Source organism: Burkholderia sp. FW306-1C-G01B, assembly GCF_058781685.1.
In genome coordinates, this window is the sequence record NZ_JBYSWZ010000007.1 from 326,505 (window position 1) to 349,208 (window position 22,704).

Sequence of the window (22,704 nt, forward strand, 5' to 3'; positions counted from 1 at the left end):
GGCCCCTTTAGGGCGCGCACAAATGAAACACCCCGCAGCGCGAAGCGTGCGGGGTGGCGAGGCGGACGCCGCGCGGCAACGGCCGCGCGGTGCGCCGAGGTTTAATCGAAGCGGCCGGTACGCGCCATCTCCATCAGGCGCGCGATGCGTTCCTCGGTGGCCGGGTGCGTCGAGAACAGGTTCTGTAGGCCGCCGCCGTGCAGCGGGTTCATGATCATCATCTGCGCGGTGGCCGGATGCGCTTCGGCCGCCTGGAACGGGATGCCGGCCGCATAGCGATGGATCTTGTCGAGCGCGGTCGCGAGCGACTGCGGATCGCCGGAAATCTGCGCGCCGCCGCGGTCGGCCTCGAACTCGCGTGCCCGCGAAATCGCCATCTGGATCAGCGCGCCGGCGATCGGCGCGAGCAGCGCGACCGCAATACCCGCGATCGGGTTGGCCGGCCGGCCGTTCTCGTCGCGCCCGCCGAAGAACATCGCGAAGTTCGCAAGCGCCGAGATCGCGCCCGCCATCGTCGCGGTGATCGTCGAGATCAGGATGTCGCGGTGCTTCACGTGCGCGAGCTCGTGCGCCATCACCCCGCGCATTTCGCGCTCCGACAGCACGCGCAGGATGCCTGTCGTCGCGGCGACCGCCGCGTGCTCGGGGTTGCGGCCCGTCGCGAACGCGTTCGGCGCATCCTCGTTGATCAGGTAGACGCGCGGCATCGGCAGGTTCGCGCGCGTGGCCAGCTCGCGCACCATCCGGTAGAACTGCGGCGCCGTGTTCTCGTCGACTTCCTGCGCGTTGTACATGCGCAGCACCATCTTGTCGGAGAACCAGTACGAGAAGAAATTCATGCCGAGCGCGAACAGCAGCGCGATCGTCATGCCGCGCGAGCCGCCGATCATTCCGCCGATCACGATGAACAGGGCCGTGATCGCGGCCATCAGCATCGCCGTTTTGACCCAATTGAACATACCCACTCCTTATCCGTCAGGGAACCCGCCGCGCATCACAGGGCGCGACGGAAAATTGTAAGCGATTTGTTAGATAAGGTCTTGCCGGAAAAATTCAATCTCAGCGTTGCGATGTTGCAAGACGCAGGCCGAGGCCGACGAAAGCGCTGCCGACCGTGCGGTCGAGCCACTTCCTGACGCCCGGCTTGTCGGAAAAGCGCTGCGTGACGCTGCCCGCGACCCATGCGACCAGGCTGGTCCAGACCGTGCTCATCGCGACGAACACCGCGCCGAGGGTCAGGAACGCCAATGCCTTGTGCGGGCTGTCGGCCGACACGAACTGCGGGAAGAACGACACGAAGAACAGCACGACCTTCGGGTTCAACACGTTGGTCCAGAAGCCCTGCATGAACAGCTGGCGCAGCGGCTTTGCTGCCGTGGCGGCCTCGGCGCCCGACGGCGCGGCGGCCTGCTTCGCGACGATCATCCGCACGCCGAGATAGATCAGGTACGCGGCGCCGACCAGCTTGATCACCGTGAACGCGGCAGCCGACGCCGCAAGCAGCGCCGTGAGGCCGAATGCGCACGCGAGTGCGTGAACGCAGCAGCCGGCCGAAATGCCGAGCGCCGACATCAGCCCCGCGCCGCGGCCCTGCGCGACGCTGCGGCCGACGATGTAGGCCGTGTCGGGGCCGGGCGTGACGTTCAGCAAGAAAACTGCCAGCACGAAGAAGCCGAAATGGGTGATGCCGAACATGAAAACCTCGAAACCGGAGAGCGCAGGGAAATTCTACGCGCGCCTGCCGCGCTGCGCGACTCGACCGTTCGGCCGATTGCGCAGGGCCGGCAGGCCGTGTCGAATGGCGGTCAGGTCACGTTAGGCAACGTCAGGCAGCGCGAAACGCTGCCCCGCGGCGAGCGGCGAGCCGGCGAGGAATTCGCGCGCGGGCAGCCGCTTGCCGCCCGGCTTCTGCAACTGCGTGACGCGCAGCGCGCCACTGCCGCACGCGACGACCACGCCTTCCGGCGCGGCTTCGACGATCATGCCCGGCGCTGCGTCGCCGCGCGCCGCCACCGGCTCGGCAGCCCACAGCTTGATTGCCGCGCCGTCGAGCGTCGCGACGCCGCCGGGGAACGGATCGAACGCACGCACCTGGCGCGCGAGCACGTCGGCAGGCTTGCGCCAGTCGAGCGCCGCTTCGTGCTTGCCGATCTTTTCCGCATAGGTCACGCCGTCGGCCGGCTGCGGCGTCGCCGGCAGCGTACCGTCGCGCTCGAGCCGCACGAGCGCGTCGACGATCAGCCGCGCGCCGTCGGCGGCCAGCCGGTCGTGCAGCGTCGCGGTCGTGTCGTCGGGCGCGATCGCGATGCGCGCCTCTTCGATCATCGCGCCGGTGTCGAGGCCGACGTCCATCTGCATCAGCGTGACGCCCGTCTCGGCGTCGCCGGCCTCGATCGCGCGGTGGATCGGCGCGGCGCCGCGCCAGCGCGGCAGCAGCGACGCATGGATGTTGATGCAACCGCTGCGCGGAATGTCGAGCACCTCCTGCGGCAGCAGCAGGCCGTACGCGGCGACCACCATCACGTCGTGCGGCGTCGTGCGCAGCAGCTCGAGCGCGTCGGCCGCCTCCGCGGGGTACTTGCCCGCGCGGCGCAGCGACGGCGGCTGCGCGACGGGCATGCCATGCTCGACGGCGTAGCGCTTCACGGCGCTCGCCTGCAGTTTCATCCCGCGGCCGGCCGGGCGATCGGGCTGGGTGAGCACGAGCGGCACCGGAAAACCAGCCTCGTGGATCGCGGCGAGGGCAGCCGCGGCAAATTCCGGCGTGCCGGCAAAAATCACGCGCAACGTATGGGTCATGACAGCGTTCGGGGTCGGGCAGGATGAACGCGCGTCACATCGCGCGTTCGAGTTTCTTCATCTTCGTCTTGATGCGCGTCTGCTTGAGCGGCGACAGGTATTCGACGAACACGCGCCCCATCAGATGATCCATCTCGTGCTGGACGCATACGGCGAGCAGGCCCTCGCAGTCGAGCTCGAAGGCCTCGCCCTGCTCGTTGAGCGCGCGCACGCGCACGTGGTCGGGACGCTCGACTTCGTCGTAGATGCCGGGCACCGACAGGCAGCCCTCTTCATAGATCTGCTTCACGTCGCTCGACCAGACGATCTCGGGGTTGATGAACGCGCGCAGCTCGTTCTTTTCCTCGGAAACGTCGATCACGATCACGCGCTCGTGCACGTCGACCTGCGTGGCCGCAAGGCCGATGCCGGGCGCCGCGTACATGGTCTCGGCCATGTCGGCGACGAGCTTGCGGATTCGGTCGTCGACCTTGTCGACGGGCTTGGCGACCTTGTGCAGCCGCTTGTCGGGGTAGTGAAGAATGTTGAGCAAAGCCATGGCGTTCGGTATTCGGTAGAGCAGGGTGCGGCATCGGCCATCCGGCCGGCTGGCGCCGCCGCCGCGATGCAATGAAGATGAGGCGGATGCGCGGCGTATCAATGCCGCGGATCGCGCCTCCTGCAATTGGCCGGGCGCCTGCGCGCGCGGCCCTGTCGAGTATTTCGGATGATGAAAATTTTATCATGGCGCCACGCGGTCCGCTGGCCGTCGCGTTCGAGGGCAGCCTCATGTCGCCTCAAGCGCTGACCACCTCCGCGTTGCGCGCGTGGCTGCAGCTCGGGCATGCGCCTGGCCTCGCACCCGCCGTACTGCAGGCGCTGCTCGACGCGTTCGGCTCGCCGGCGGCGCTGCTGCGCGCGTCCGACCAGGCCATTGCCGCCGTGAGCAGCCCCGCCGCCGCGCAGGCCGTGCGCGCAAGCGAACGCGACGATCTCGATGCGCGCACCGACGCCGCGCTCGCATGGCTCGATGCGCCGGGCAACGCGCTCGTCACGCTCAGCGATCCGGCCTACCCGCCGCGGCTGCGCGACCTGCACGACCCGCCGCCACTGCTATATGTAAAGGGCCGGCTCGACCTGCTGCACGCACGCAGCCTCGCCGTGGTCGGCAGCCGCCACGCGACGCCGCAGGGGCTCGCCGATGCGACGCACTTCGCACGCGCGCTGTCCGACGCGGGGCTCCCGATCGCGTCGGGCCTCGCGCTCGGGATCGACGGCGCCGCGCATCGCGGCGGGCTCGACGGCCGGTCGGGCACGGTCGCGGTGATCGCGACGGGTGCCGATCTCGTCTATCCGGCGCGGCACCGCGCACTCGCCCACGAGATCGCCGCGCACGGTGCGATCCTGTCGGAATGGCCGCTCGGCACACCGGCCCGCGCAGCGCATTTCCCGCAGCGCAACCGGCTGATCGCGGCGCTGGCGATCGGCGCGCTCGTCGTCGAAGCCGCCCCGCGCTCCGGCTCGCTGATCACCGCGCGGCTCGCGAACGAACTGGGGCGCGATGTGTTCGCGGTGCCGGGCTCGATCCACGCACCGCTCGCGCAGGGCTGCCACGCGCTGATCCGCGACGGCGCGAAGCTCACGGCGGCGCCGCTCGATATTCTCGAGGAATACGGGCTGGGCGAACCGACGACCGGTGCGGCGCGCCCCGGAATTCGGGGCGCGAATCCCGACGAGGTTCGCGAAACCGAAGCCTCCGGCCAGCGCGCCGGCGCCGCCATCATGGAAGCGCCCCCCGCCGGTCCGGCCGCCGCGCCAGCCCGAATCGAAGCATCACCGCCGCCTTCGCCCTGCACCCCATTCGAACAGGCCGTGCTCGCCGCACTGGGATACGGCCCCGTCACATTCGAATGGCTCGCCGAGCACAGCGGCCTGTCCGACGACATGCTGCACCGCGCGCTGCTCGCGCTCGAACTGGCCGGTCGCGTCGCGAGCCTCCCCGGCGGACGCTTCGCGCGGCTTGACGCCGCGCCCACCCCGCCCGCGCGCGGCGTGCTACATTTCCCCGAATAGGGGCGGCCGCGCCGCCGACGATACTCAAGGAAATCCATGCCCGCGCTGAATCTCGACACCGATGCGGATCGGATCGCCGAGCGCCTCGCCGATCCCGGCACGTTGCTTGTCGCCTGCCTGTGCGCCGAGTGGTGCGGCACGTGCCGCGACTACCGGACGGCCTTCGACCAGCTCGCCGACGCGCATCCCGACGCCTGCTTCGCCTGGATCGACATCGAAACGCATGCCGACCGCCTCGACGATCTCGACGTCGAGAACTTCCCGACGATCCTGATCGAGGATGCCAACACCGCACGCTTCTTCGGCACGGTGCTGCCGCACGCGGCGATCGTCGAACGAATGCTGTCCGACCTGAGTGCGGTACCCGGTGCGCCACACGCACCGAAATTGCGCAACGTCCTGAACGTCGAAGCCTGAATTCGCGTGCCAGCCCAACGGTTTTTCGCGCGTTTGCGCGCGCCCGCCGCGCCGGGCGCTTGCCGCCGTTGCAGCCCCCCTCTATGATGAGCCGCTTTTTGCACGCCGAGCCGCCGTCGCTCCGGCGTGTGCTATAAAGCGGTCGTAAAAGGGACCCTCAACCGGCGAACCCGGTCTACCATCACACACCTGTCATGTCCAAAGCACTGATCATTGCGGAAAAGCCTTCTGTCGCGAACGACATCGCGCGCGCTTTGGGCGGCTTTACCAAGCATGACGAATACTATGAAAGCGACGAATTCGTCCTTTCGTCCGCTGTCGGCCACTTGCTCGAAATCGCCGCCCCGGAAGAGTACGAGGTCAAGCGCGGGAAATGGAGCTTCGCGCATCTGCCCGTCATCCCCCCGCATTTCGACCTGAACCCGATCGCAAAAAGCGAGTCGCGCCTCAAGGTGCTCACCAAGCTGATGAAGCGCAAGGACGTCGACCGCCTGATCAACGCATGTGACGCGGGGCGCGAGGGCGAACTGATTTTCCGCCTGATCGCGCAGCACGCGAAGGCGAAGCAGCCGGTCCAGCGCCTGTGGCTGCAGTCGATGACGCCGCAGGCGATCCGCGACGGTTTCGCGAACCTGCGCAGCGACACGGACATGCAGCCGCTCGCCGACGCCGCACGCTGCCGCTCGGAAGCCGACTGGCTCGTCGGGATCAACGGCACCCGCGCGATGACCGCGTTCAACAGCAAGGGCGGCGGCTTCTTCCTGACGACAGTCGGCCGCGTTCAGACGCCAACGCTGTCGATCGTCGTCGAACGCGAAGAGAAAATCCGCCGCTTCATCCCGCGCGACTACTGGGAAGTGAAGGCCGCATTCGCGTGCGCGGGCGGTTTCTATGAAGGCAAGTGGTACGACCCGAAATTCAAGCGCGACGAATTCGACCCGGAAAAGCGCGACTCCCGCCTGTGGAGCCTGCCGGCTGCCGAAACGATCGTCGCCGCATGTCGCGACCAGGTCGGCACGGTCTCCGAGGAATCGAAGCCGTCGACACAGCTGTCGCCGCTGCTGTTCGACCTGACGAGCCTGCAGCGCGAGGCGAACGGCCGCTTCGGCTTCTCCGCGAAGAACACGCTTGGCCTCGCGCAGGCGCTGTATGAAAAGCACAAGGTGCTGACCTACCCGCGTACCGACGCGCGCGCGCTGCCGGAAGACTACCTTTCGACGGTCCAGTCCACGCTCGAGATGCTCAAGGAGAGCAACAACTACCTGCCGCATGCGAAGCAGGTGCTCGACAAGGGCTGGGTGAAGCCGAACAAGCGGATCTTCGACAACTCGAAGATCAGCGACCACTTTGCAATCATCCCGACGCTGCAGGCGCCGAAGTCGCTGTCCGAGCCGGAGCAGAAGCTGTACGACCTGGTCGTGAAGCGCTTCCTCGCCGTGTTCTTCCCGGCGGCCGAATTCCGCGTCACGACGCGGATCACCGAAGTCGCCGGCCATCACTTCAAGACCGAAGGCAAGGTGCTCGTCGAGCCGGGCTGGCTGCAGGTGTACGGCCGCGACGCCGAAGGCGCGGACGCGAACCTCGTGCCGGTGCAGAAGGACGAGAAGGTGAAGACGGACGAAATCGCCGCCGTCGCGCTCGTGACGAAGCCGCCCGCACGCTACTCGGAAGCGACACTGCTGTCCGCGATGGAAGGCGCGGGCAAGCTCGTCGAGGACGACGAGCTGCGCGAGGCGATGGCCGCGAAGGGCCTCGGCACGCCGGCCACTCGAGCGGCGATCATCGAAGGCCTGCTCGGCGAGAAATACCTGTTGCGCGAAGGCCGCGAGCTGATCCCGACCGCGAAGGCATTCCAGCTGATGACGCTGTTGCGCGGGCTCGGCGTGAAGGAGCTGACCGCGCCGGAGCTCACCGGCGAATGGGAATACAAGCTGTCGCAGATGGAGCGCGGCAACCTCGGGCGCGACGCGTTCATGCAGGAAATCGCCCGCATGACGCAGCAGATCGTCAAGCGCGCGAAGGAATACGATTCCGACACGATTCCCGGCGACTACGCGACGCTCGAGACGCCGTGCCCGAACTGCGGCGGCCAGGTGAAGGAAAATTACCGCCGCTTCGCGTGCACGAAGTGCGAGTTCTCGATCTCGAAGATCCCGGGCAGCCGGCAGTTCGAGATCCCCGAAGTCGAGGAGCTGCTGCAGAAGAAGGAAATCGGTCCGCTGTCCGGGTTCCGCAGCAAGATGGGCCGCCCGTTCTCGGCGATCCTCAAGCTGTCCTTCGACGACGAGACGAAGAACTACAAGCTCGAGTTCGATTTCGGCCAGGACCAGGGCGGCGAGGAAGGCGAAGCGCCCGACTTCTCCGCGCAGGAGCCGGTCGGCGCGTGCCCGAAGTGCAAGGGCCGCGTGTTCGAGCACGGGATGAGCTACGTGTGCGAGCACTCGGTTGCGAACCCGAAGACCTGCGACTTCCGCTCGGGCAAGGTGATCCTGCAGCAGGAAATCACGCGCGAGCAGATGGGCAAGCTGCTTGCCGACGGCCGCACGGACCTGCTGCCGAACTTCAAGTCGTCGCGCACGGGCCGCAACTTCAAGGCGTTCCTCGTGAAGCAGCCGGACGGCAAGATCGGCTTCGAGTTCGAGAAGAAGGAACCGAAGGCCGCTGCCGCGAAGAAGACGGCGAAATCGGCGACGAAGGATGCCGAAACCGTGACGGAAGGCGCCGAAGAGAAACCGGCACCGGCCCGCAAGACCGCAACCAAGACCGCAGCGACCAAGACTGCCGCCCGCAAGACGACGGCGCGCAAGACGGGCTCGTAACGGCGGGCCGCCGGGGCTTCCCCCGGCGTACCGGGCGCTGGCAGACAGCCGAAAAAAAACGCGGATCGATCGCTCGATCCGCGTTTTTTCTTTGTGCCGGCGGCAAAGGCCGCCCGGCCGTCGCGCCGTTACAGCGGCGACGGCACCGCGACGCGCGTGCGTGTCGAACGCGGCAGGCGCGGCGACAGGTTCGGGTCGGCCGATTCGGGCTGCTCGGCGCGCGTCTCGACGCCGATCGACGCGAGCGCCGCACCCTGCGCTGCCCACTGCTCGCCGATCGTCGCATCGGTCGAGTGACTGAAATACTCGACGAGGTGGTCGATGAACGTGCGCACCTTCGCGGGCAAATGGCGCCGGCTCGGGTAAGCGATGTTGATTTCGACCTGCGGCAGCCGGAAATCCGGCAGCAGCCGCACCAGCGCGCCGCGCGCGATGTCGCTGCCGATCAGGTAGCTCGGCAGGATCGCGACGCCCATCCCGAGCAGCGCGAACTGGCGCAGCATCGCGGTGTTGTTCGCGACGATCACGTTGGTCGGGCGCACGCGCACTTCGCCGTCCGGCCCCGTGAACACGCGCTCGTCGCCCCAGTATTCGGCCGGCAGGCTCAGGCTCGGGTGCGCGACGAGCTGCTCTGGATGGGTCGGCACGCCGTGCTTCTCCAGATAGCTCGGCGTCGCGCACACGGTCATGCAGCCCGTGGTCAGCCGCCGCGTGACGATGCTCGCGCTGCGCATCTGTCGCGTGACGACAATGCCGACATCGAAGCCTTCCTCGACGAGATCGACCTGCCGGTCGACCAGCGTGAGATCCGGCACCACTTTCGGGAAATTCTCCGTGTACGTCTGCAACACGGGCGCGAGGTTATGCAGGCCGAACACGACCGGCGCGACGATGCGCAGCGTGCCGACCGGCTCGTGATTGCGCGCAACGACCATCTGCTCGACATCCTCGAGCTCATCGAGGATCTGGCGAGCACGCTCCAGATAGACCTGGCCCGACTCCGTCAGGGAAAGGCTGCGCGTGGTGCGGTTCAGCAAACGCGTGCCGAGCCGGCCTTCCAGATCGGCGACGTGACGCGTCGCGACCGCGTTGGAAATATCCATTGCACTCGCGGCCCGCGCAAAACTGCCGAGATCTGCAACCTTGACGAACACGCGCATCGACTGCAAATGATCCATAAACGACTCCTGCCGCTGTTACAACTTCAAAAAGATGAAGCAAATGCGTAATTCTCCTACGACAGCGGAAATGATGCAGAGTTGCTCAACAAGGTGCCGGTTGACGATAAAAATAGTCAAAAATCCTCGCCATTTGTGGATAGTTGATCCAACTATTCTGATTGGAGCAACAATTGGGTGAACCTCGTCGAGTAAGCGGCCGAATCAGGAAGGACGTATTTGATGCGACACAACAGCGCACCCTTGCGCACCGCACGCAAGCGGCGCCGGGTGTGGCTGCCGCCAATTGCGGCGGAGCGTAACAACCTGTTAAAAAGACACCACGAACGCGGCCGACGTAGCATCATGTCGGCCCCGGCCGGGCGGGACGGGTGCGCGACGTGCGCCGCCGCCACTGCCGCTTTCAACGCGCGACACCCGTTCACCATGAAAATTGCCATCCTCGACGACTACCAGGACGCCGTCCGCAAGCTGAACTGCTTCGAGATGCTTGCCGACCACGACGTGAAGGTCTTCAACAATACGGTGCGCGGCCTGGGACAGCTCGCAAGCCGTCTGGCGGAAGTCGAGGCGCTCGTGCTGATTCGTGAACGGACCCCGATTTCGTCGCAACTGCTCGCCAAGCTGCCGAACCTGCGCATGATCAGTCAGACCGGCCGCGTCTCGAGCCATATCGACCTCGAAGCGTGTACCGACCGCGGCATCGCGGTGCTCGAAGGCACGGGTTCGCCGGTCGCGCCCGCCGAGCTGACCTGGGCACTGGTGATGGCCGCCCAGCGCCGCATTCCGCAGTACGTCGCGAACCTGAAGCAGGGCGCATGGCAGCAGTCGGGCCTGAAGACGTCGGCGCTGCCGCCGAACTTCGGCCTCGGCCAGGTGCTGCGCGGCCAGACGCTCGGCATCTGGGGCTACGGCAAGATCGGCCGGCTCGTCGCCGGCTACGGCAAGGCGTTCGGGATGAACGTGCTGATCTGGGGCCGCGAGCATTCGCTCGAGGCCGCGCGCGCCGACGGCTACACGGCCGCCGAGAGCCGCGAGGCGCTGTTCGAGCAGAGCGACGTGCTGTCGCTGCACCTGCGCATGCACGACGACACGCGCGGGATCGTCAAGCAGGAAGACCTGATGCGGATGAAGCCGACGTCGCTGCTCGTCAACACGAGCCGCGCGGAGCTGCTCGAGGAAAACGCGCTCGTCAACGCGCTGTCGCACAACCGTCCGGGGATGGTCGCAATCGACGTGTTCGAGAGCGAGCCGATCCTGCAGGGCTACAGCCTGCTGCGGATGGAGAACGTGATCTGCACGCCGCACATCGGCTATGTCGAGCGCGAGAGCTACGAACTCTATTTCAGCGCGGCGTTCAGGAACATCCTCGCGTTCGACGACGGCGACATGTCGAGCGTCGCCAATCCGGAAGCGCTGACGCCGATCCGCAAGCGCTGATCGCGCGGGCTGCGCACCCGCGCGGCTCCGCTGCTCCATTCCCCGCCATCAGGCGGCCACGCGGCCGCCTGTCATCGCACCGACGCGCGTGAGGAAATGCTCGCCGTCGCGCCGCCCGAGGTCGTACGCATGCCGCATCTGCGACGGGCTCGTGTAATCCCAGCTCGAAATCGGCACCTTGCTCGACGGCTGTACGTACAGCCGCCGCTGGTCGCCGTGCACGACCGTGAACATCTGCGGGCGCGGATACAGCCGCGTGACGAGCACCAGCACGTCGCCCGGCGACGGGTCGAGCGCGTCGACCGGCACGTTGTCGACCATTCCGCCGTCAAGCACGGGCCGGCCGCCGCGGCGCAGCACCGGCGTGAACGGCGGCGTACAGGACGACTGCAGGATCAGGTCGGCGAGTTCGTCGACTTGCGTGCAGGCCTGCGCCCGCACGAATTCAGGCTGAAAGCCGAGCGCGCGCCCGAGCGTCGGGTGCAGCGTCTTGCGCACGTACTTCTCGATGTTGTACGCGACGAGGCCGGCAGCGACCGCACTGCGCGCACCGAGCCAGCGCGGCACGTGCGACACGCCGATGCGGATCTCCGGCGCCTCGGCCAGCTTCGCGAACGGCTCGCCGTAGATGTCGAGCAATGCCTGGCGATAAATCCGGTAATGCGGAAACACGGGCTCGCGCCCGAACAGGTTGCCCCAGTATGCGTTCTTCCGGTTGTGGCGCAGCGCCTCTTCGTAATAGCGCATCACCCAAGCGGCGTCGCGCGTATACAGCATGCACGCGGTCGCCGCGCCGGCCGAGATGCCGGTGATCACGCGCGGGCGCAGCCCGAGGGCCGGCTGCGCGACGTCCCAGAAGCCGGCCTGCCACCAGCAGCGATTGCCGCCGCCCGCAAAAACGATCTGGTCGAACATCGCGCCGCTCAGCTGACGAGCGCGTAGGTCGACGTCGCGTGGACGGCCATCTTGCCGTCCTCGTCGAACAGCTCGACTTCGCCGAACACGAGGTTGCGGCCCATCCGCAGCACGCGCGCGGTGACGAGCACGTCGCCCTTGCGCACGGGGCGCATGAAGTTCGTGTTCAGCGACACGGTCGTCATCGGCCGGAACTCGCCGAGCGAAGCCGAGATCGCGACCACCATCGCAGTGTCGGCGGCCGCCGTGAACACCTGGCCGCAGATCACGCCGCCCGAATGGCGGAATTCGCCGGAAAACGGCAGGCGCATCGTGACGCTGTCGTCGCCGATCGACACGGGGACCAGACCGAGCGAGCGGACCCACGGGGCCAGCAGGCGATCCAGCAATTCGCGGACTGCGTTTTCGTCCATCTTCGAATGTCCAGAAAACGTTGCGCGACCGCCGCGCAACGCGTGTGGCGTCATCATACCGGGAGCGCGCAAACTGCGACCGCTCGTTACCGCGGCGACGGCCGCCGTTGGCGTGACGAAATATTTTCAGGAAATTTGCACAAAGGGCTTGCCATGCCCCAAAAACCCGTGCATAATCTTTTTTCTGTTGGGGGCGTTAGCTCAGTTGGTAGAGCAGCGGACTCTTAATCCGTAGGTCGAGTGTTCGAGTCACTCACGCCCCACCAGGATTTCAAAAGGCCGGTCAGCGAAAGCTGACCGGCCTTTTTCATTTCCGCGCGCCACGTTCGTGGCGCGCTCCCTCGCGCGCGCGCATCCGCACGCCCCTTCCGCACCGTTTCCGCTAGAATCGTCCGACAAATATCACACGACCGGCGCAGGTACTGTCGTTTGCCCGCCGGCACAGAGAGAACATGGGACGTCATACATGGAAGCATGTGAACGAGACGCGACCATTCAAAGGGCCTGGTTGCGCCGATATCGGCCTGTCCGTCGGGACACGCCATTCACCCGATCGCCCCCGAATCCGCCGCGCGACGCACCAGCCGGATCCGGTCATGCCGGGTAAGGACGCGCTCGCCGCGCTGGCGCTCGGCGTCGTGCTGCTCGTGCTCGCAGCCGTACTCGCGGTCACGACCGACCGCGCGACCGGCCATCTGGTCCGCGCGCCAGGCACGGTCGTGCGCATCGTGCAGGACAGCGACGCGATGCGCGCGTACCGGCCGATCGTCGCCTACCTCGCGAACGACGGCCAGCGCCGCGAAATCGCCGGCAATACCGCGTCGACCGTCCCCGCGTACGACATCGGCGAGAGCGTCGACATCCTGCTCGACCCCGCCCATCCCGACCGCCCCGCACTGATCGACGATTTCGCGCAACGCTGGTTTCCGGTTGCGGTGCCCACGCTGCTCGCCATCGCGTCGTTCGCGATCGGCGGCCTGCTGATCGCCGGCGAGCGCCGCCGCCGACCGCCCGACCCGCCGCCGGCCCGCGCCGCACGCAAGCAGGCGCGGCGCCGCTGGGATATCGCGGTCGTGCTGATCCCGATCGCGATCGGTACGGGTTTCCTCGCCGGTGCCGGCGCGGCCGGCCTGCGTCAGTGGCAGATCGTCCGCCACTATGCGCACTCGACCGGCCATGTCGTCGATATCGCGAAAAACGCGCGGTCGTCCCGGGCGCGCACGTCGCTGTATTCGGCAATCGTCGCGTTCACGACCGACAGCGGGCGCCAGATCACGTTCGCGCAGGGCGCGGCGTCGTCGCATCCGGGCCTGCGCGAAGGCGAAGCGGTCAACGTGCTGTACGACCCCGTCACTCCCGAACGCGCGGTCGTCGACCGCTTCTGGGATCGCTGGGGCCTCACGGCCATCCTGTTCGCGATCGGCGCGCCGTTCCTCGCGGCCGGGCTGTTCGTCGCCGCGACGCTATGGCCGGACCATCGGCCGCACGAAGCCGCTCAATGACGCTCGCGCGCCGGCCGCGCGCGGCGCGGCAACCGTAACGGCGCGCGCTTCACCGTTCCCTGAACGCCTCCACCTTCGCGCGGTTCCCGCACGTGCGCATGTCGCACCAGCGCCGCCCGACGCCGCGGCCGCGATCGACGAAGAACCACGTACAACGGCCGCACTGCCGCACGCGCGCGAAATCGTCGCTGCGCAGCAGATGCTCGAAACCGAGCGCGGCCGCATCGATCCAGCGCGACGCGGCGCGCGCGTCGGGCCGCCACGCGAACCGGCCGTCGACCGCGTCGAACGCGCTGCGCCCGATCGCATCGCGGATCGCGACGGCGAGCCGGTCCGCCGCACGCGCACCGGCGCTACCGCCGCCTCCGGCCGTCAGGTGCACGATCGCGGCGTATGCATCCTCTCGAAAACGATGCAGCGCCACCAGCTCGTCCAGGCCGTCCTGCCGCGCATGACGCAGAAGCCGCGCCAGATCGGCCGGCGCCAGCAATCCCGCTTGCTCGGCCCACGCGCGCACGGCCGGCCAGTCGACGAGCTTGTCCTCGTCGCGCGTCTTGCCCGTATCGGCCACCGTGTTCAGGAAGTCGAGCGCCGGATGGCCGCCGACGAAATCGGCCGCGCCCCATTCGTGCGCGTGTCGCGCAGGCTCGTATCGAGTAACCATTTATTTTCACCTATCGGTTTCATGTCCGGGCCATCCGGAGTAACCTGTTTACAGCGAAAACAGGTTATCACGGAGATGCCGATGCTCGAACTCGCCAACCGCTTCATGTTCGAAGGCCACCGGATTGCATGGGGAACGTTCGGCGAAGGCCCGCCGCTCGTGCTCGTTCATGGCACGCCGTTTTCATCGCAGGTGTGGCGCCGGATCGCGCCGTGGCTCGCGCGGCGTCACCGCGTGTACTTCTACGACCTGCTCGGCTATGGCCAGTCCGACATGCCGGACGCGGATGTGTCGCTCGGCCGCCAGAACGTACTGTTCGGCGCGATGCTGGATGAATGGAAAATTGCGCGCCCGCGTGTGCTCGCGCATGACTACGGCGGTGCGACCGTGCTGCGCGCGCACTTCCTCGACGGCATCCCGTACGCGGACCTCACGCTCGTGAACCCGGTCGCGATCGCGCCGCAGGGTTCGCCGTTCGTGCGCCACGTCGCGCAGCATGAGGCCGCGTTCACCGGATTGCCGGCGTATGCGCATCACGCGCTCGTATCGGCCTACATCGGCAATGCCGTGGCACGGCCACTGAGCGACGATGCGCTGTCGATCTACCGTTCGCCGTGGCTCACGCCGTCCGGGCAATCCGCGTTCTATCGCCAGATCGAGCAGATGCGCCAGCGCTACATCGAGGAAGCGGAGGCTCGTTATGCGCCGCCGGACTTTCCGGTGCGCATCGTGTGGGGCGAGGACGATGCGTGGATTCCGCTCGAACAGGGGCAGGCGCTCGCCGATCGCATCGCGAACGGCGAATTGATCCGGGTGCCGCGCGCGGGCCATCTCGTGCAGGAAGACGCGCCGGAGGCGATCGTCGCAGCGGTGCTCGACGGGCAAGCGCAGGGCTGAGCACCGCCGGAATCGTATATCGCGTCAGAACGCCGGCGCGCCTTGCGCGAGCGTCGCGATGAATTTGGCGGTGCGCGGGTCGCGCGGCCGGCCGAACAGGTCGCGCGATGCACCGGCCTCGACGATGCGGCCATCGGCGAGAAACACTGCATCGTGCGCGATCGACGCGGCCAGGCGCAGGTCGTGCGTGGCCATCAGCATCGTCGTGCCTTCGCGTGCGAGCTGGCGCAGCACCTCGACCACCTCGATGGACAGCTCGGGATCGAGCGCCGACGTCGGCTCGTCGCACAGCAGCACCTGCGGCGACGGCGCAAGTGCGCGCGCGATGGCCACGCGCTGCTGCTGGCCGCCCGACAGCGTCGCGGGCCATGCGTCGGCCTTGTCCTCGATGCCGACCTTGTCGAGCAGCGCGAGCGCCCGTTCGCGCGCGCGCTCGCGCGGCCAGCGCTGCACGGTCACGAGCCCTTCCATCACGTTCTGCACGACGCTCAGGTGCGGAAACAACTGGAAGTTCTGGAACACCATGCCGGTCTGCCGGCGCACCGCGAACACGGCGTCGCGCGACGGCCGGCGCGCCGGTGCAAAGTCGATGCGCGCGTCGCCCACCGTGAGCGCGCCCGCCTCGGGCACTTCGAGCAGGTTCACGCAGCGCAGCAGCGTGCTCTTGCCGCTGCCGGACGGCCCGATCAGCGCGGTCACGCTGCCCGGCTGCAATGCGAGGTCGATCGCGCTCAGCACGCGATGCGTGCCGAACGATTTGTCGATGCGTTCGAGACGGATCATCGCAACTCCGCCTGGAACAACGCATGACGGCCGAAACGGATTTCGAGGCGACGTTGCAGCGTGGAGAGCACCGAACTGAACAGCAGGTAGATCAGCGCGGCTTCGGTATAGAGGATCAGCGGCTCGTAGGTCACGGCCGCGATGCGCTGCGCGGCCTGGAAGATCTCGGGCACGGTCAGCACGGCCGCAAGCGACGTGTCCTTCACGAGCGAAATGAACGAATTCGACAGCGCGGGCAGCGCGACGCGCGCGGCCTGCGGCAGGATCGCGCGGCGCAACGCCTGGGCACGCGTCATCGCCATCGAGTACGCGGCTTCCCACTGCCCCTTCGGGATCGATTCGATCACGCCGCGGATCACCTCGGCGTTGTACGCGCCGACGTTCAGCGAGAAGCCGATCACGGCGGCCGTCAGCGGATCGAGCACGATGCCGACGCTCGGCAGCCCGTAGAAGATCACGAACAGTTGCACGAGCAACGGCGAGCCGCGAAACAGCCAGATATAGAAACGCACGACGGCCTGCGCCCAGCGCGGCCCGAACAGCCGCGCGAGCGCCGCGCCGAACGCGAGCAGCAGGCCGATCGCGAACGACGCGAGCGTGAGCGGAACCGTGAACACGAGCCCCGCGTAAAGCAGGGGCCGCAGCGATTCCGCCATCAGGTGCAGCCAGGGCGGCATCGTTCAGCCTCGCGTCACGGCTGCGACACGTCGCGGCCGAAGTACTTCTGCGAGATCTTCGCGTAGGTGCCGTCCGCCTTGATGTCCGCGAGCGCCTTGTCGATCGCGGCCACCAGCTCGGGGCTGCCCTTGCGCAGCAGCACGCCCGACGCGTCGTCGGCGCCGGTCGTATCGGTCGCGGCGATCTTCAGTTTCGCGTCGGGCTTGTGCTTGCGGAAATCGAGGTACGACAGCGAATCGTTGATCGTCGCGTCGACACGCCCGGAGCTCAGCAGGTCGATCGATTCGTTGAAGCCCTGCACGGGCACCACGTCGGCGCCATGGGCGGCCGCGAGCTTGCCGAAATTGCTCGTCAGCGTGTTCGCGGATTTTTTGCCCTTCAGGTCGGCGAACGAGCGGATCGTCGTGTTGTCCGTGCGCACGATCAGCACCGCGCGCGACGTGATGTACGGCGACGAGAAAGCGTATTTCGCCTTGCGCGCGTCGGTGATCGACACTTCGTTGACGACCGCGTCGTAACGGTTCACGTCGAGGCCCGCGATCAGCCCATCCCACTTTCCTTCGACGAATTGCGGCTTCACACCGAGACGCTGCGCGATCGCGGTGGCGATGTCGACATCGAAGCCCGTGAGCTTGCCCGTCTCGTCGTGGTACGTGAACGGCGCGTACGTGCCTTCGGTGCCGACCCGGAACACGCCGGACGACTTGATCTGCGCGAGATCGTCGGCGGCGAATGCGCTCGTGGCCGCGACGGCCTGCAGCAGCGCGACGAGCAGAATGGAGCGGATGAATTTCATGGTGCGGACCCCGAACGATGGAAGGGAGTGAACCCGCCGGCCCGAGCGGCCGCGCGAGAGGTCCGCGAATTCTACCGACGCGCCGATGCCCGGCAAAAACGCAAATCCGCTAACGATATGAGCGCGTCGAATAACGCGCCGGCCAGCCACGCATTCCGCAGACGAAATCCGTCGCGATACGGCGCGGCAATCGTCCGACGTTTCGTTACCGGCGGTTACAGAAACGACAACGCGGTATCACCCATTCGGCACGCGCTACATACCATGAAAACAGGTGAATCGATTGCTCGCGGGCCTTGCCGCCCGCGAACGGAGGGAACGGCAAATGAAACGCATCCTGTTGTCCTGCGCCCTCGGCATCGCGGCCGCCTGCCTGTCGGCAAGCGCATTCGCGCGTGCCGACATCGGCGTGTATTTCGGCGTGCCGGGGCCCGTGATCGAAGCACCGCCGCCGGTCTACTACGCGCCGCCGCCGCCCGTCGTGTACGAGCCGGCACCCGTTTATTACGGCCCGTACTATGGCGACTACCGTTACCGCTACTACCGGCACGACAACGGCTGGCATCGCGGCTGGCGTCATCACCACCATGACGACGATTGACCGTCGCCTGGCGGCCGTCGCGGCCGCGTCCCGCCGGAGGAAATTCCGCGCGCCGGCCTTCGAGCCGGCGCGTCCGCATCACGCGCCGCTTACCACGGCAGCGAATACGTCTTCGTATTCGTGAAGCTCTTCATCGCTTCCTGCACACCTTCCTTGTAGCCGAGCCCCGAATCCTTCACGCCGCCGAACGGCGTCAGCTCGAGCCGGTAGCCCGGCACCTCGCGCACGTTCACGCTGCCGACTTCCAGCTCGGTGATGAAGCGCGTGATGTTGTCGAAGCGGTTCGTGCAGACCGACGACGACAGCGCATAGTCGGTGCTGTTCGACATCCGGATCGCTTCGTCGATGTCGCGAAAGCGCATGATCGGCGACACGGGGCCGAAGGTTTCATGCTTCACCAGCGGCATGTCGGGCGTCGCGCGATCGATCACCGTCGGCGAATACAGCGCACCGTCGCGCACGTTGCCGACCAGCAGCCGCGCACCGCGCGCGATCGCGTCGTTCACCTGCTGCTCGCAGAACTTCGCGGCCGCTTCGTCGATCACGGTGCCCATGTCGACCGACGGATCCGACGGATTCCCGTACGACCACGCGCGCGTCTTCTCGACGACCAGTTCGGTGAAACGATCGGCCACCGCTTCGTGCACGAGCATCCGCTTGATCGCCGTGCAGCGCTGCCCCGAGTTCCGGTACGAGCCCGACACCGCGAGCGTGCTCGCTTCGTCGAGATCGGCGTCTTCCATCACGATGATCGGATCGTTGCCGCCGAGTTCGAGCACCGCGCGCCGGTAGCCCATCCGCGCGGCGATCGACTTGCCGATCGATACGCCGCCGGTGAACGTGATCAGGTCGATCGCCGGGTTCGTGATCAGCTCGTCCGCGATCTCCGCCGGGTCGCCGGTGAGCACCTGCAGCATCTGCGGCGGCAGGCCGGCTTCGTACAGGATGTCCGCGAACAGGTAGCACGACAGCGGCACCTTCTCCGACGGCTTGACGACGATCCGGTTGTTGGTCGCGACCGACGGCACGATCTTGTGCGCGACCTGGTTCATCGGGTGGTTGAACGGCGTGATCGCGGAAATCACGCCGAGCAGCGGATCGCGCTGCGTGTACACGCGGCGCTTCTTGCCGTGCGGCGTCAGATCGCACGAGAAGATCTGCCCGTCGTCCTTCAGCACTTCACCGGCGCCGAACGTCAGCACGTCGGCCACGCGGCCCGCTTCGTACGTCGAATCCTTGATGCACAACCCGGCCTCGGCCGTGATCAGCGCCGCGATCTCGGCAGTGCGCGAGCACACGATGTCGGCCGCGCGGCGCAGGATCGCCGCACGCTCGTGGCGCGTGAGCGTCGGCCGGTACGCGCGCGCGACCGCGAATGCGCGCCGCACGTCTTCCAGCGTCGCCTTCGGCACGGTGCCGACCAGCGAGCCTTCGTACGGGTTGCGCACGTCGATCACCGCATCCCGGTGAATCCGTTCGCCGTCGATTCGCAGTGCTTCGCGACGAATCTCGCGGACGGCCGTCGAGGCCGCAATGACGTTCATGAGTGTGTTCCCTTGCGGATGCATGCGCATCACTGCAGATGGTTGAGCGCGATGTCGACGATGTCGAAGTTGCGCAGCCGCGCGCGGCCCGTGACGTCGGCGGCGACCGGCTTGCTGAAGATCAGCGGCACGATCTGCTCGGAGATCCCGCCGTGCGAGCGCAGCGGCACGTCGAGCCCCGACAGGTCGTGCCTGATGCGGCGCGTGCCGAGCACGACGTCCCGCTTCGAGATCACGATCAGGTCGCCCATCCGCGCCGGCGGCAGTTCGAAGCGCGCGCAGCCCTCGGCGCCCGTCAGCACGATCTCGATACCGTCCACCGCCGCAAGACGCGCGCGCAGCGCATCGACATCGGCCGACGCCGGCACGTAGACGGTCGCGAACGAGCCGAGCGCGCCGTGGTGCATGACGTACGGATCGGTGATCGGCAGGATCACGCGCGCCGCGTCGTGGCCGATCCATTCGTCGAACAGCTCCTGCAGGTAGATCACGTTCGGCTCGCCGGTGGTGGCGTCGTGCTTCGCATTCATCCCGTGGTCGGCCGTGATCGCGACGATCGCGCCGAGCGCATCGAGGCGCTGCAGGTACTTGTCCATCATTGCGTAGAACGCATTCGCGCCGGGCGTGCCGGGCGCGCACTTGTGCTGCACGTAGTCGGTCGTCGACAGGTACATCAGGTCGATCGGCCGCGTCTCGAGCAGGCGCACGCCGGCCGCGAACACGAATTCCGACAGATCCGCGCTGTACACGCCCGGCACCGGTTTGCCGACCAGCTCAAGCACGTTGTCGATACCGTTTTCCTCGAGGCTCGCTTCGTCTGCCTTTTCCGACGAGAAGCAGATGCCCTTCAGCCCCTTGCCGAGCAGGCGACGCAGCTTGTCCTTCGCGGTGACGACCGCGACGCGCGCGCCCTGTTCGGCGAAAGTCGCGAGCACGGTGGGCGCGACCAGGTACTTCGGATCGTTCATCAGCACCTCGGCACCGGTGTCGCGATCGTAGAAATAGTTGCCGCTTATCCCGTGGATCGCCGGCGGCACGCCGGTAACGATCGACAGGTTGTTCGGGTTCGTGAAGCTCGGCACCACGCATTCGCCCTTGAGCGCCGTGCCGGGCTTCAGCAGCGTGCGCAGGAACGGCGCGACGCCGGCCTCGGCCGCTTCTTCCAGATATTCGTATGCGCAGCCATCGACGCAGATCACCACCACGGGCCGGCTCATCCAGTTGTAGCGGCGGCCGTTCACTTCCACGGAAACAGGCGTTCCAGTCATGACGTTCGTTCCTTTCAGTTCGACGGGATTGAGCCGTCGGCGCCCGCGCCGCGCCGAAGGGAGGTGTTTTCGATGCTTGACATTAAAATTGATGATTTGTAGATTGTCAACAACATGCAGAGAACAGAAAGCAAAGTAGCGCAGTGAAAAGAGAGGGCTCGACTCATCCGCCGCGTGCCGCGGCATCTCGGTCAAGGATTCCGAAGATGAACCGAACTACGACTTCAAGCGGTTTTATCAGGAGGTCAAAAAGCGCGACTACATTCCGTATCCGGCCAAGCTCACCGAAGTCGAGACGTTCCGCGTCGGCTGCATCGGCCACTTCGATGAGGCCGGCATTCCGGGCGCCGTCACCGCAATCGCCGACATGCTGCGGGCGATGGGCGTGAGCCGTGTACCGGCAGGAGCGGCGGCCTGACGTGACGCGATGCACCCGGCCGCGTGCCCGTGCGCGCGGCCAATCCCGCCGTGTGTCGCCACGCGGCGGCGAGGTTTTCCGGCCGTGCACGATACCGACCCTTACTGAAGAACCATCCGATGCGACCCTTCTGGATCGAACAAGCGCTGTTCAACGACGGCGATCTCGCCCCCGCGCTGCAGGGCGCAACGCAGGCCGACGTCTGCATCGTCGGCGGCGGCTTCACCGGGCTCTGGACCGCGATCCAGGCGAAGCAGCAGAACCCGGCGCTCGACATCGCGATACTCGAAGCCGACCTGTGCGGCGCCGGCGCGAGCGGCCGCAACGGCGGCTGCCTGCTCACGTGGTCCGCGAAATTCCTGACGCTGCGGCGCCTGTTCGGCGAAGCCGAGGCGATCCGGCTCGTGAAGGCGTCGGAAGCGGCCGTACAGCACATCGCCGATTTCTGCCGCGCACACGACATCGACGCCGAATTGCGGCTCGACGGCACGCTGTACACCGCGACTTCGCGCGCGCAGGTCGGCACCCTCGCGCCGGTGCTCGACGCGCTCGCCGCATGCGGCATCCACAGCTACGAGCCGCTGCCGCCCGCCGAAGTCGCGCGCCGCTCGGGTTCCGCGCGCAATCTCGACGGCGTCTACTCGCCGATCGCCGCGACCGTGCACCCCGGCAAGCTCGTGCGCGGGCTGCGCCGCGTCGCGCTCGCGATGGGCATCCGGATCCATGAACGCACGCCGATGCTCGACTTCACGCCCGGGCAGCCGGCCGTCGTGCGCACGCCGTCCGGCAGCGTCGCGGCGGGCAAGCTCGTGTTCGCGATCAATGCGTGGATGGCGAGCCGCTTCCCGCAGTTCGAGCGCACGATCGCGGTCGTGTCGAGCGACATGGTCATCACCGAGAAATGCCCGGAGCTGCTCGATAAGACCGGGCTCGTGGACGGCGTGTCGGTGCTCGATTCGCGGATCTTCGTCTACTACTACCGCACGACGGCCGACGGGCGGCTGATGCTCGGCAAGGGCGGCAACACGTTCTCGTGGCGCAGTCGCATCGCGCCGGTGTTCGACCGGCGTTCGCCGTACGAGGCGCAGCTCACGCAAAGCCTGCGCGAGTTCTTCCCGTCGCTCGCGGGCGTGCCGGTCACCGCAAGCTGGAACGGCCCGTCGGATCGCTCGGTGACGGGCTTCCCGTTCTTCGGCCGCCTCGACGGCGCGCCGAACGTGTTCTACGGTTTCGGCTATTCGGGCAACGGCGTCGGGCCGACCTACATGGGCGGGCAGATCCTGTCGTCGCTCGTGCTCGGCATCGACAACGCGTGGACGCGCAGCCCGATCGCGCGCGGCCCGCTCGGCCATTTCCCGCCGGAGCCGATCCGCTATGCCGGCGCGCACGTCGTGCGCAATGCGATCCGCCGCAAGGAGCGCGCGGAGGACGAGAGCCGGCAGCCGTCGGCCTTCGATACGTGGCTCGCGAAGTTCGCGAGCGCGGCCGGGAAGGCCGACAAGGCGTGACGATGCGTTCGA

General features: G+C 67.1%; 21 protein-coding genes, 1 tRNA gene and 1 pseudogene. 10 read left to right on the forward strand and 13 right to left on the reverse strand.

Going from position 1 to position 22,704, the window contains the following annotated elements; genetic code table 11:
• Positions 1-101 precede the first annotated feature (101 nt).
• The 4 genes from htpX to def all read right to left on the reverse strand — a co-directional run bounded on the left by htpX (position 102) and on the right by def (position 3,337).
• A complete protein-coding gene (gene htpX / locus AC3WLY_RS16700; protein WP_006485774.1) occupies positions 102-959 on the reverse strand; it encodes a zinc metalloprotease HtpX in 858 nt (285 codons plus the stop codon).
• A gap of 100 nt (positions 960-1,059) precedes the next feature.
• A complete protein-coding gene (locus AC3WLY_RS16705) occupies positions 1,060-1,695 on the reverse strand; it encodes a LysE family translocator (RefSeq protein ID WP_072437613.1) in 636 nt (211 codons plus the stop codon).
• Between the two features lie 120 nt (positions 1,696-1,815).
• Positions 1,816-2,799 carry a methionyl-tRNA formyltransferase gene (gene fmt / locus AC3WLY_RS16710; protein WP_175963283.1) on the reverse strand — a complete coding sequence of 328 codons (984 nt, stop codon included), beginning with the start codon at positions 2,797-2,799 and terminating at the stop codon, positions 1,816-1,818.
• Between the two features lie 34 nt (positions 2,800-2,833).
• The gene (gene def / locus AC3WLY_RS16715; protein WP_034179358.1) at positions 2,834-3,337 is read right to left on the reverse strand and encodes a peptide deformylase; all 504 of its coding nucleotides are present in this window, start codon (positions 3,335-3,337) and stop codon (positions 2,834-2,836) included.
• Between the two features lie 71 nt (positions 3,338-3,408).
• On the opposite strand from def, the gene dprA reads away from it, so the two are divergent.
• From dprA to AC3WLY_RS16730, 3 genes are all read left to right on the forward strand, one after another.
• Positions 3,409-4,851, forward strand: a complete 1,443-nt coding sequence (gene dprA, locus AC3WLY_RS16720; RefSeq protein ID WP_175963282.1) for a DNA-processing protein DprA — start codon at positions 3,409-3,411, stop codon at positions 4,849-4,851.
• A 36-nt stretch (positions 4,852-4,887) separates the two neighbouring features.
• Positions 4,888-5,268: a thioredoxin family protein gene (locus tag AC3WLY_RS16725; RefSeq protein ID WP_072437616.1), complete on the forward strand. Its 381-nt coding sequence runs from the start codon at positions 4,888-4,890 to the stop codon at positions 5,266-5,268.
• Positions 5,269-5,462: 194 nt separating this feature from the next.
• Positions 5,463-8,087 carry a DNA topoisomerase III gene (locus tag AC3WLY_RS16730; RefSeq protein ID WP_492310075.1) on the forward strand — a complete coding sequence of 875 codons (2,625 nt, stop codon included), beginning with the start codon at positions 5,463-5,465 and terminating at the stop codon, positions 8,085-8,087.
• Between the two features lie 128 nt (positions 8,088-8,215).
• On the opposite strand, the gene AC3WLY_RS16735 is transcribed toward AC3WLY_RS16730, so the two are convergent.
• A complete protein-coding gene (locus AC3WLY_RS16735) occupies positions 8,216-9,265 on the reverse strand; it encodes a LysR family transcriptional regulator (RefSeq protein WP_492310074.1) in 1,050 nt (349 codons plus the stop codon).
• Positions 9,266-9,691: 426 nt separating this feature from the next.
• On the opposite strand from AC3WLY_RS16735, the gene AC3WLY_RS16740 reads away from it, so the two are divergent.
• The gene (locus AC3WLY_RS16740) at positions 9,692-10,705 is read left to right on the forward strand and encodes a D-2-hydroxyacid dehydrogenase family protein (RefSeq protein ID WP_175749050.1); all 1,014 of its coding nucleotides are present in this window, start codon (positions 9,692-9,694) and stop codon (positions 10,703-10,705) included.
• 48 nt (positions 10,706-10,753) lie between these two features.
• Here the strand turns inward: AC3WLY_RS16740 and AC3WLY_RS16745 are convergent, their stop codons facing one another.
• Positions 10,754-11,620: a patatin-like phospholipase family protein gene (locus AC3WLY_RS16745; protein WP_492310073.1), complete on the reverse strand. Its 867-nt coding sequence runs from the start codon at positions 11,618-11,620 to the stop codon at positions 10,754-10,756.
• An 8-nt stretch (positions 11,621-11,628) separates the two neighbouring features.
• A complete protein-coding gene (locus AC3WLY_RS16750; RefSeq protein ID WP_175963278.1) occupies positions 11,629-12,033 on the reverse strand; it encodes a PaaI family thioesterase in 405 nt (134 codons plus the stop codon).
• A 190-nt stretch (positions 12,034-12,223) separates the two neighbouring features.
• Here AC3WLY_RS16750 and AC3WLY_RS16755 point away from each other — a divergent pair.
• Positions 12,224-12,299 (forward strand) — tRNA-Lys (locus AC3WLY_RS16755).
• Between the two features lie 186 nt (positions 12,300-12,485).
• Positions 12,486-13,535, forward strand: a complete 1,050-nt coding sequence (locus AC3WLY_RS16760) for a DUF3592 domain-containing protein (RefSeq protein ID WP_492332695.1) — start codon at positions 12,486-12,488, stop codon at positions 13,533-13,535.
• A gap of 49 nt (positions 13,536-13,584) precedes the next feature.
• Here AC3WLY_RS16760 and AC3WLY_RS16765 read toward each other — a convergent pair whose 3' ends face one another.
• Positions 13,585-14,199, reverse strand: a complete 615-nt coding sequence (locus AC3WLY_RS16765; protein ID WP_492310072.1) for a CGNR zinc finger domain-containing protein — start codon at positions 14,197-14,199, stop codon at positions 13,585-13,587.
• Between the two features lie 81 nt (positions 14,200-14,280).
• Between AC3WLY_RS16765 and AC3WLY_RS16770 the strand changes: the two genes are divergently transcribed.
• Positions 14,281-15,096, forward strand: coding sequence for an alpha/beta fold hydrolase (locus tag AC3WLY_RS16770; RefSeq protein WP_492310071.1), 816 nt, complete (start codon positions 14,281-14,283; stop codon positions 15,094-15,096).
• Between the two features lie 24 nt (positions 15,097-15,120).
• Here the strand turns inward: AC3WLY_RS16770 and AC3WLY_RS16775 are convergent, their stop codons facing one another.
• The 3 genes from AC3WLY_RS16775 to AC3WLY_RS16785 are packed head-to-tail and all read right to left on the reverse strand — an operon-like array spanning position 15,121 to position 17,353.
• The gene (locus tag AC3WLY_RS16775; RefSeq protein ID WP_425132075.1) at positions 15,121-15,879 is read right to left on the reverse strand and encodes an amino acid ABC transporter ATP-binding protein; all 759 of its coding nucleotides are present in this window, start codon (positions 15,877-15,879) and stop codon (positions 15,121-15,123) included.
• Positions 15,876-16,556, reverse strand: a complete 681-nt coding sequence (locus AC3WLY_RS16780) for an amino acid ABC transporter permease (protein WP_034179381.1) — start codon at positions 16,554-16,556, stop codon at positions 15,876-15,878. The genes AC3WLY_RS16775 and AC3WLY_RS16780 overlap by 4 nt, the downstream gene beginning before the upstream one ends.
• A gap of 14 nt (positions 16,557-16,570) precedes the next feature.
• Positions 16,571-17,353, reverse strand: coding sequence for an amino acid ABC transporter substrate-binding protein (locus AC3WLY_RS16785; RefSeq protein ID WP_492310070.1), 783 nt, complete (start codon positions 17,351-17,353; stop codon positions 16,571-16,573).
• 325 nt (positions 17,354-17,678) lie between these two features.
• On the opposite strand from AC3WLY_RS16785, the gene AC3WLY_RS16790 reads away from it, so the two are divergent.
• The gene (locus AC3WLY_RS16790) at positions 17,679-17,954 is read left to right on the forward strand and encodes a hypothetical protein (protein ID WP_152860875.1); all 276 of its coding nucleotides are present in this window, start codon (positions 17,679-17,681) and stop codon (positions 17,952-17,954) included.
• A gap of 89 nt (positions 17,955-18,043) precedes the next feature.
• Here the strand turns inward: AC3WLY_RS16790 and phnY are convergent, their stop codons facing one another.
• Positions 18,044-19,498, reverse strand: coding sequence for a phosphonoacetaldehyde dehydrogenase (gene phnY, locus AC3WLY_RS16795; RefSeq protein ID WP_492310069.1), 1,455 nt, complete (start codon positions 19,496-19,498; stop codon positions 18,044-18,046).
• Between the two features lie 29 nt (positions 19,499-19,527).
• Entirely contained in the window at positions 19,528-20,766 is a 1,239-nt protein-coding gene (gene phnA, locus AC3WLY_RS16800) for a phosphonoacetate hydrolase (protein WP_492310068.1), read from the reverse strand.
• 205 nt (positions 20,767-20,971) lie between these two features.
• On the opposite strand from phnA, the pseudogene AC3WLY_RS16805 reads away from it, so the two are divergent.
• Positions 20,972-21,184: pseudogene (locus AC3WLY_RS16805) on the forward strand (2-aminoethylphosphonate--pyruvate transaminase); the annotation flags it as partial.
• A 119-nt stretch (positions 21,185-21,303) separates the two neighbouring features.
• On the forward strand, positions 21,304-22,692 hold the full coding sequence (locus AC3WLY_RS16810; protein WP_492310067.1) for an FAD-dependent oxidoreductase: 1,389 nt from the start codon (positions 21,304-21,306) through the stop codon (positions 22,690-22,692).
• Positions 22,693-22,704: the final 12 nt, after the last annotated feature.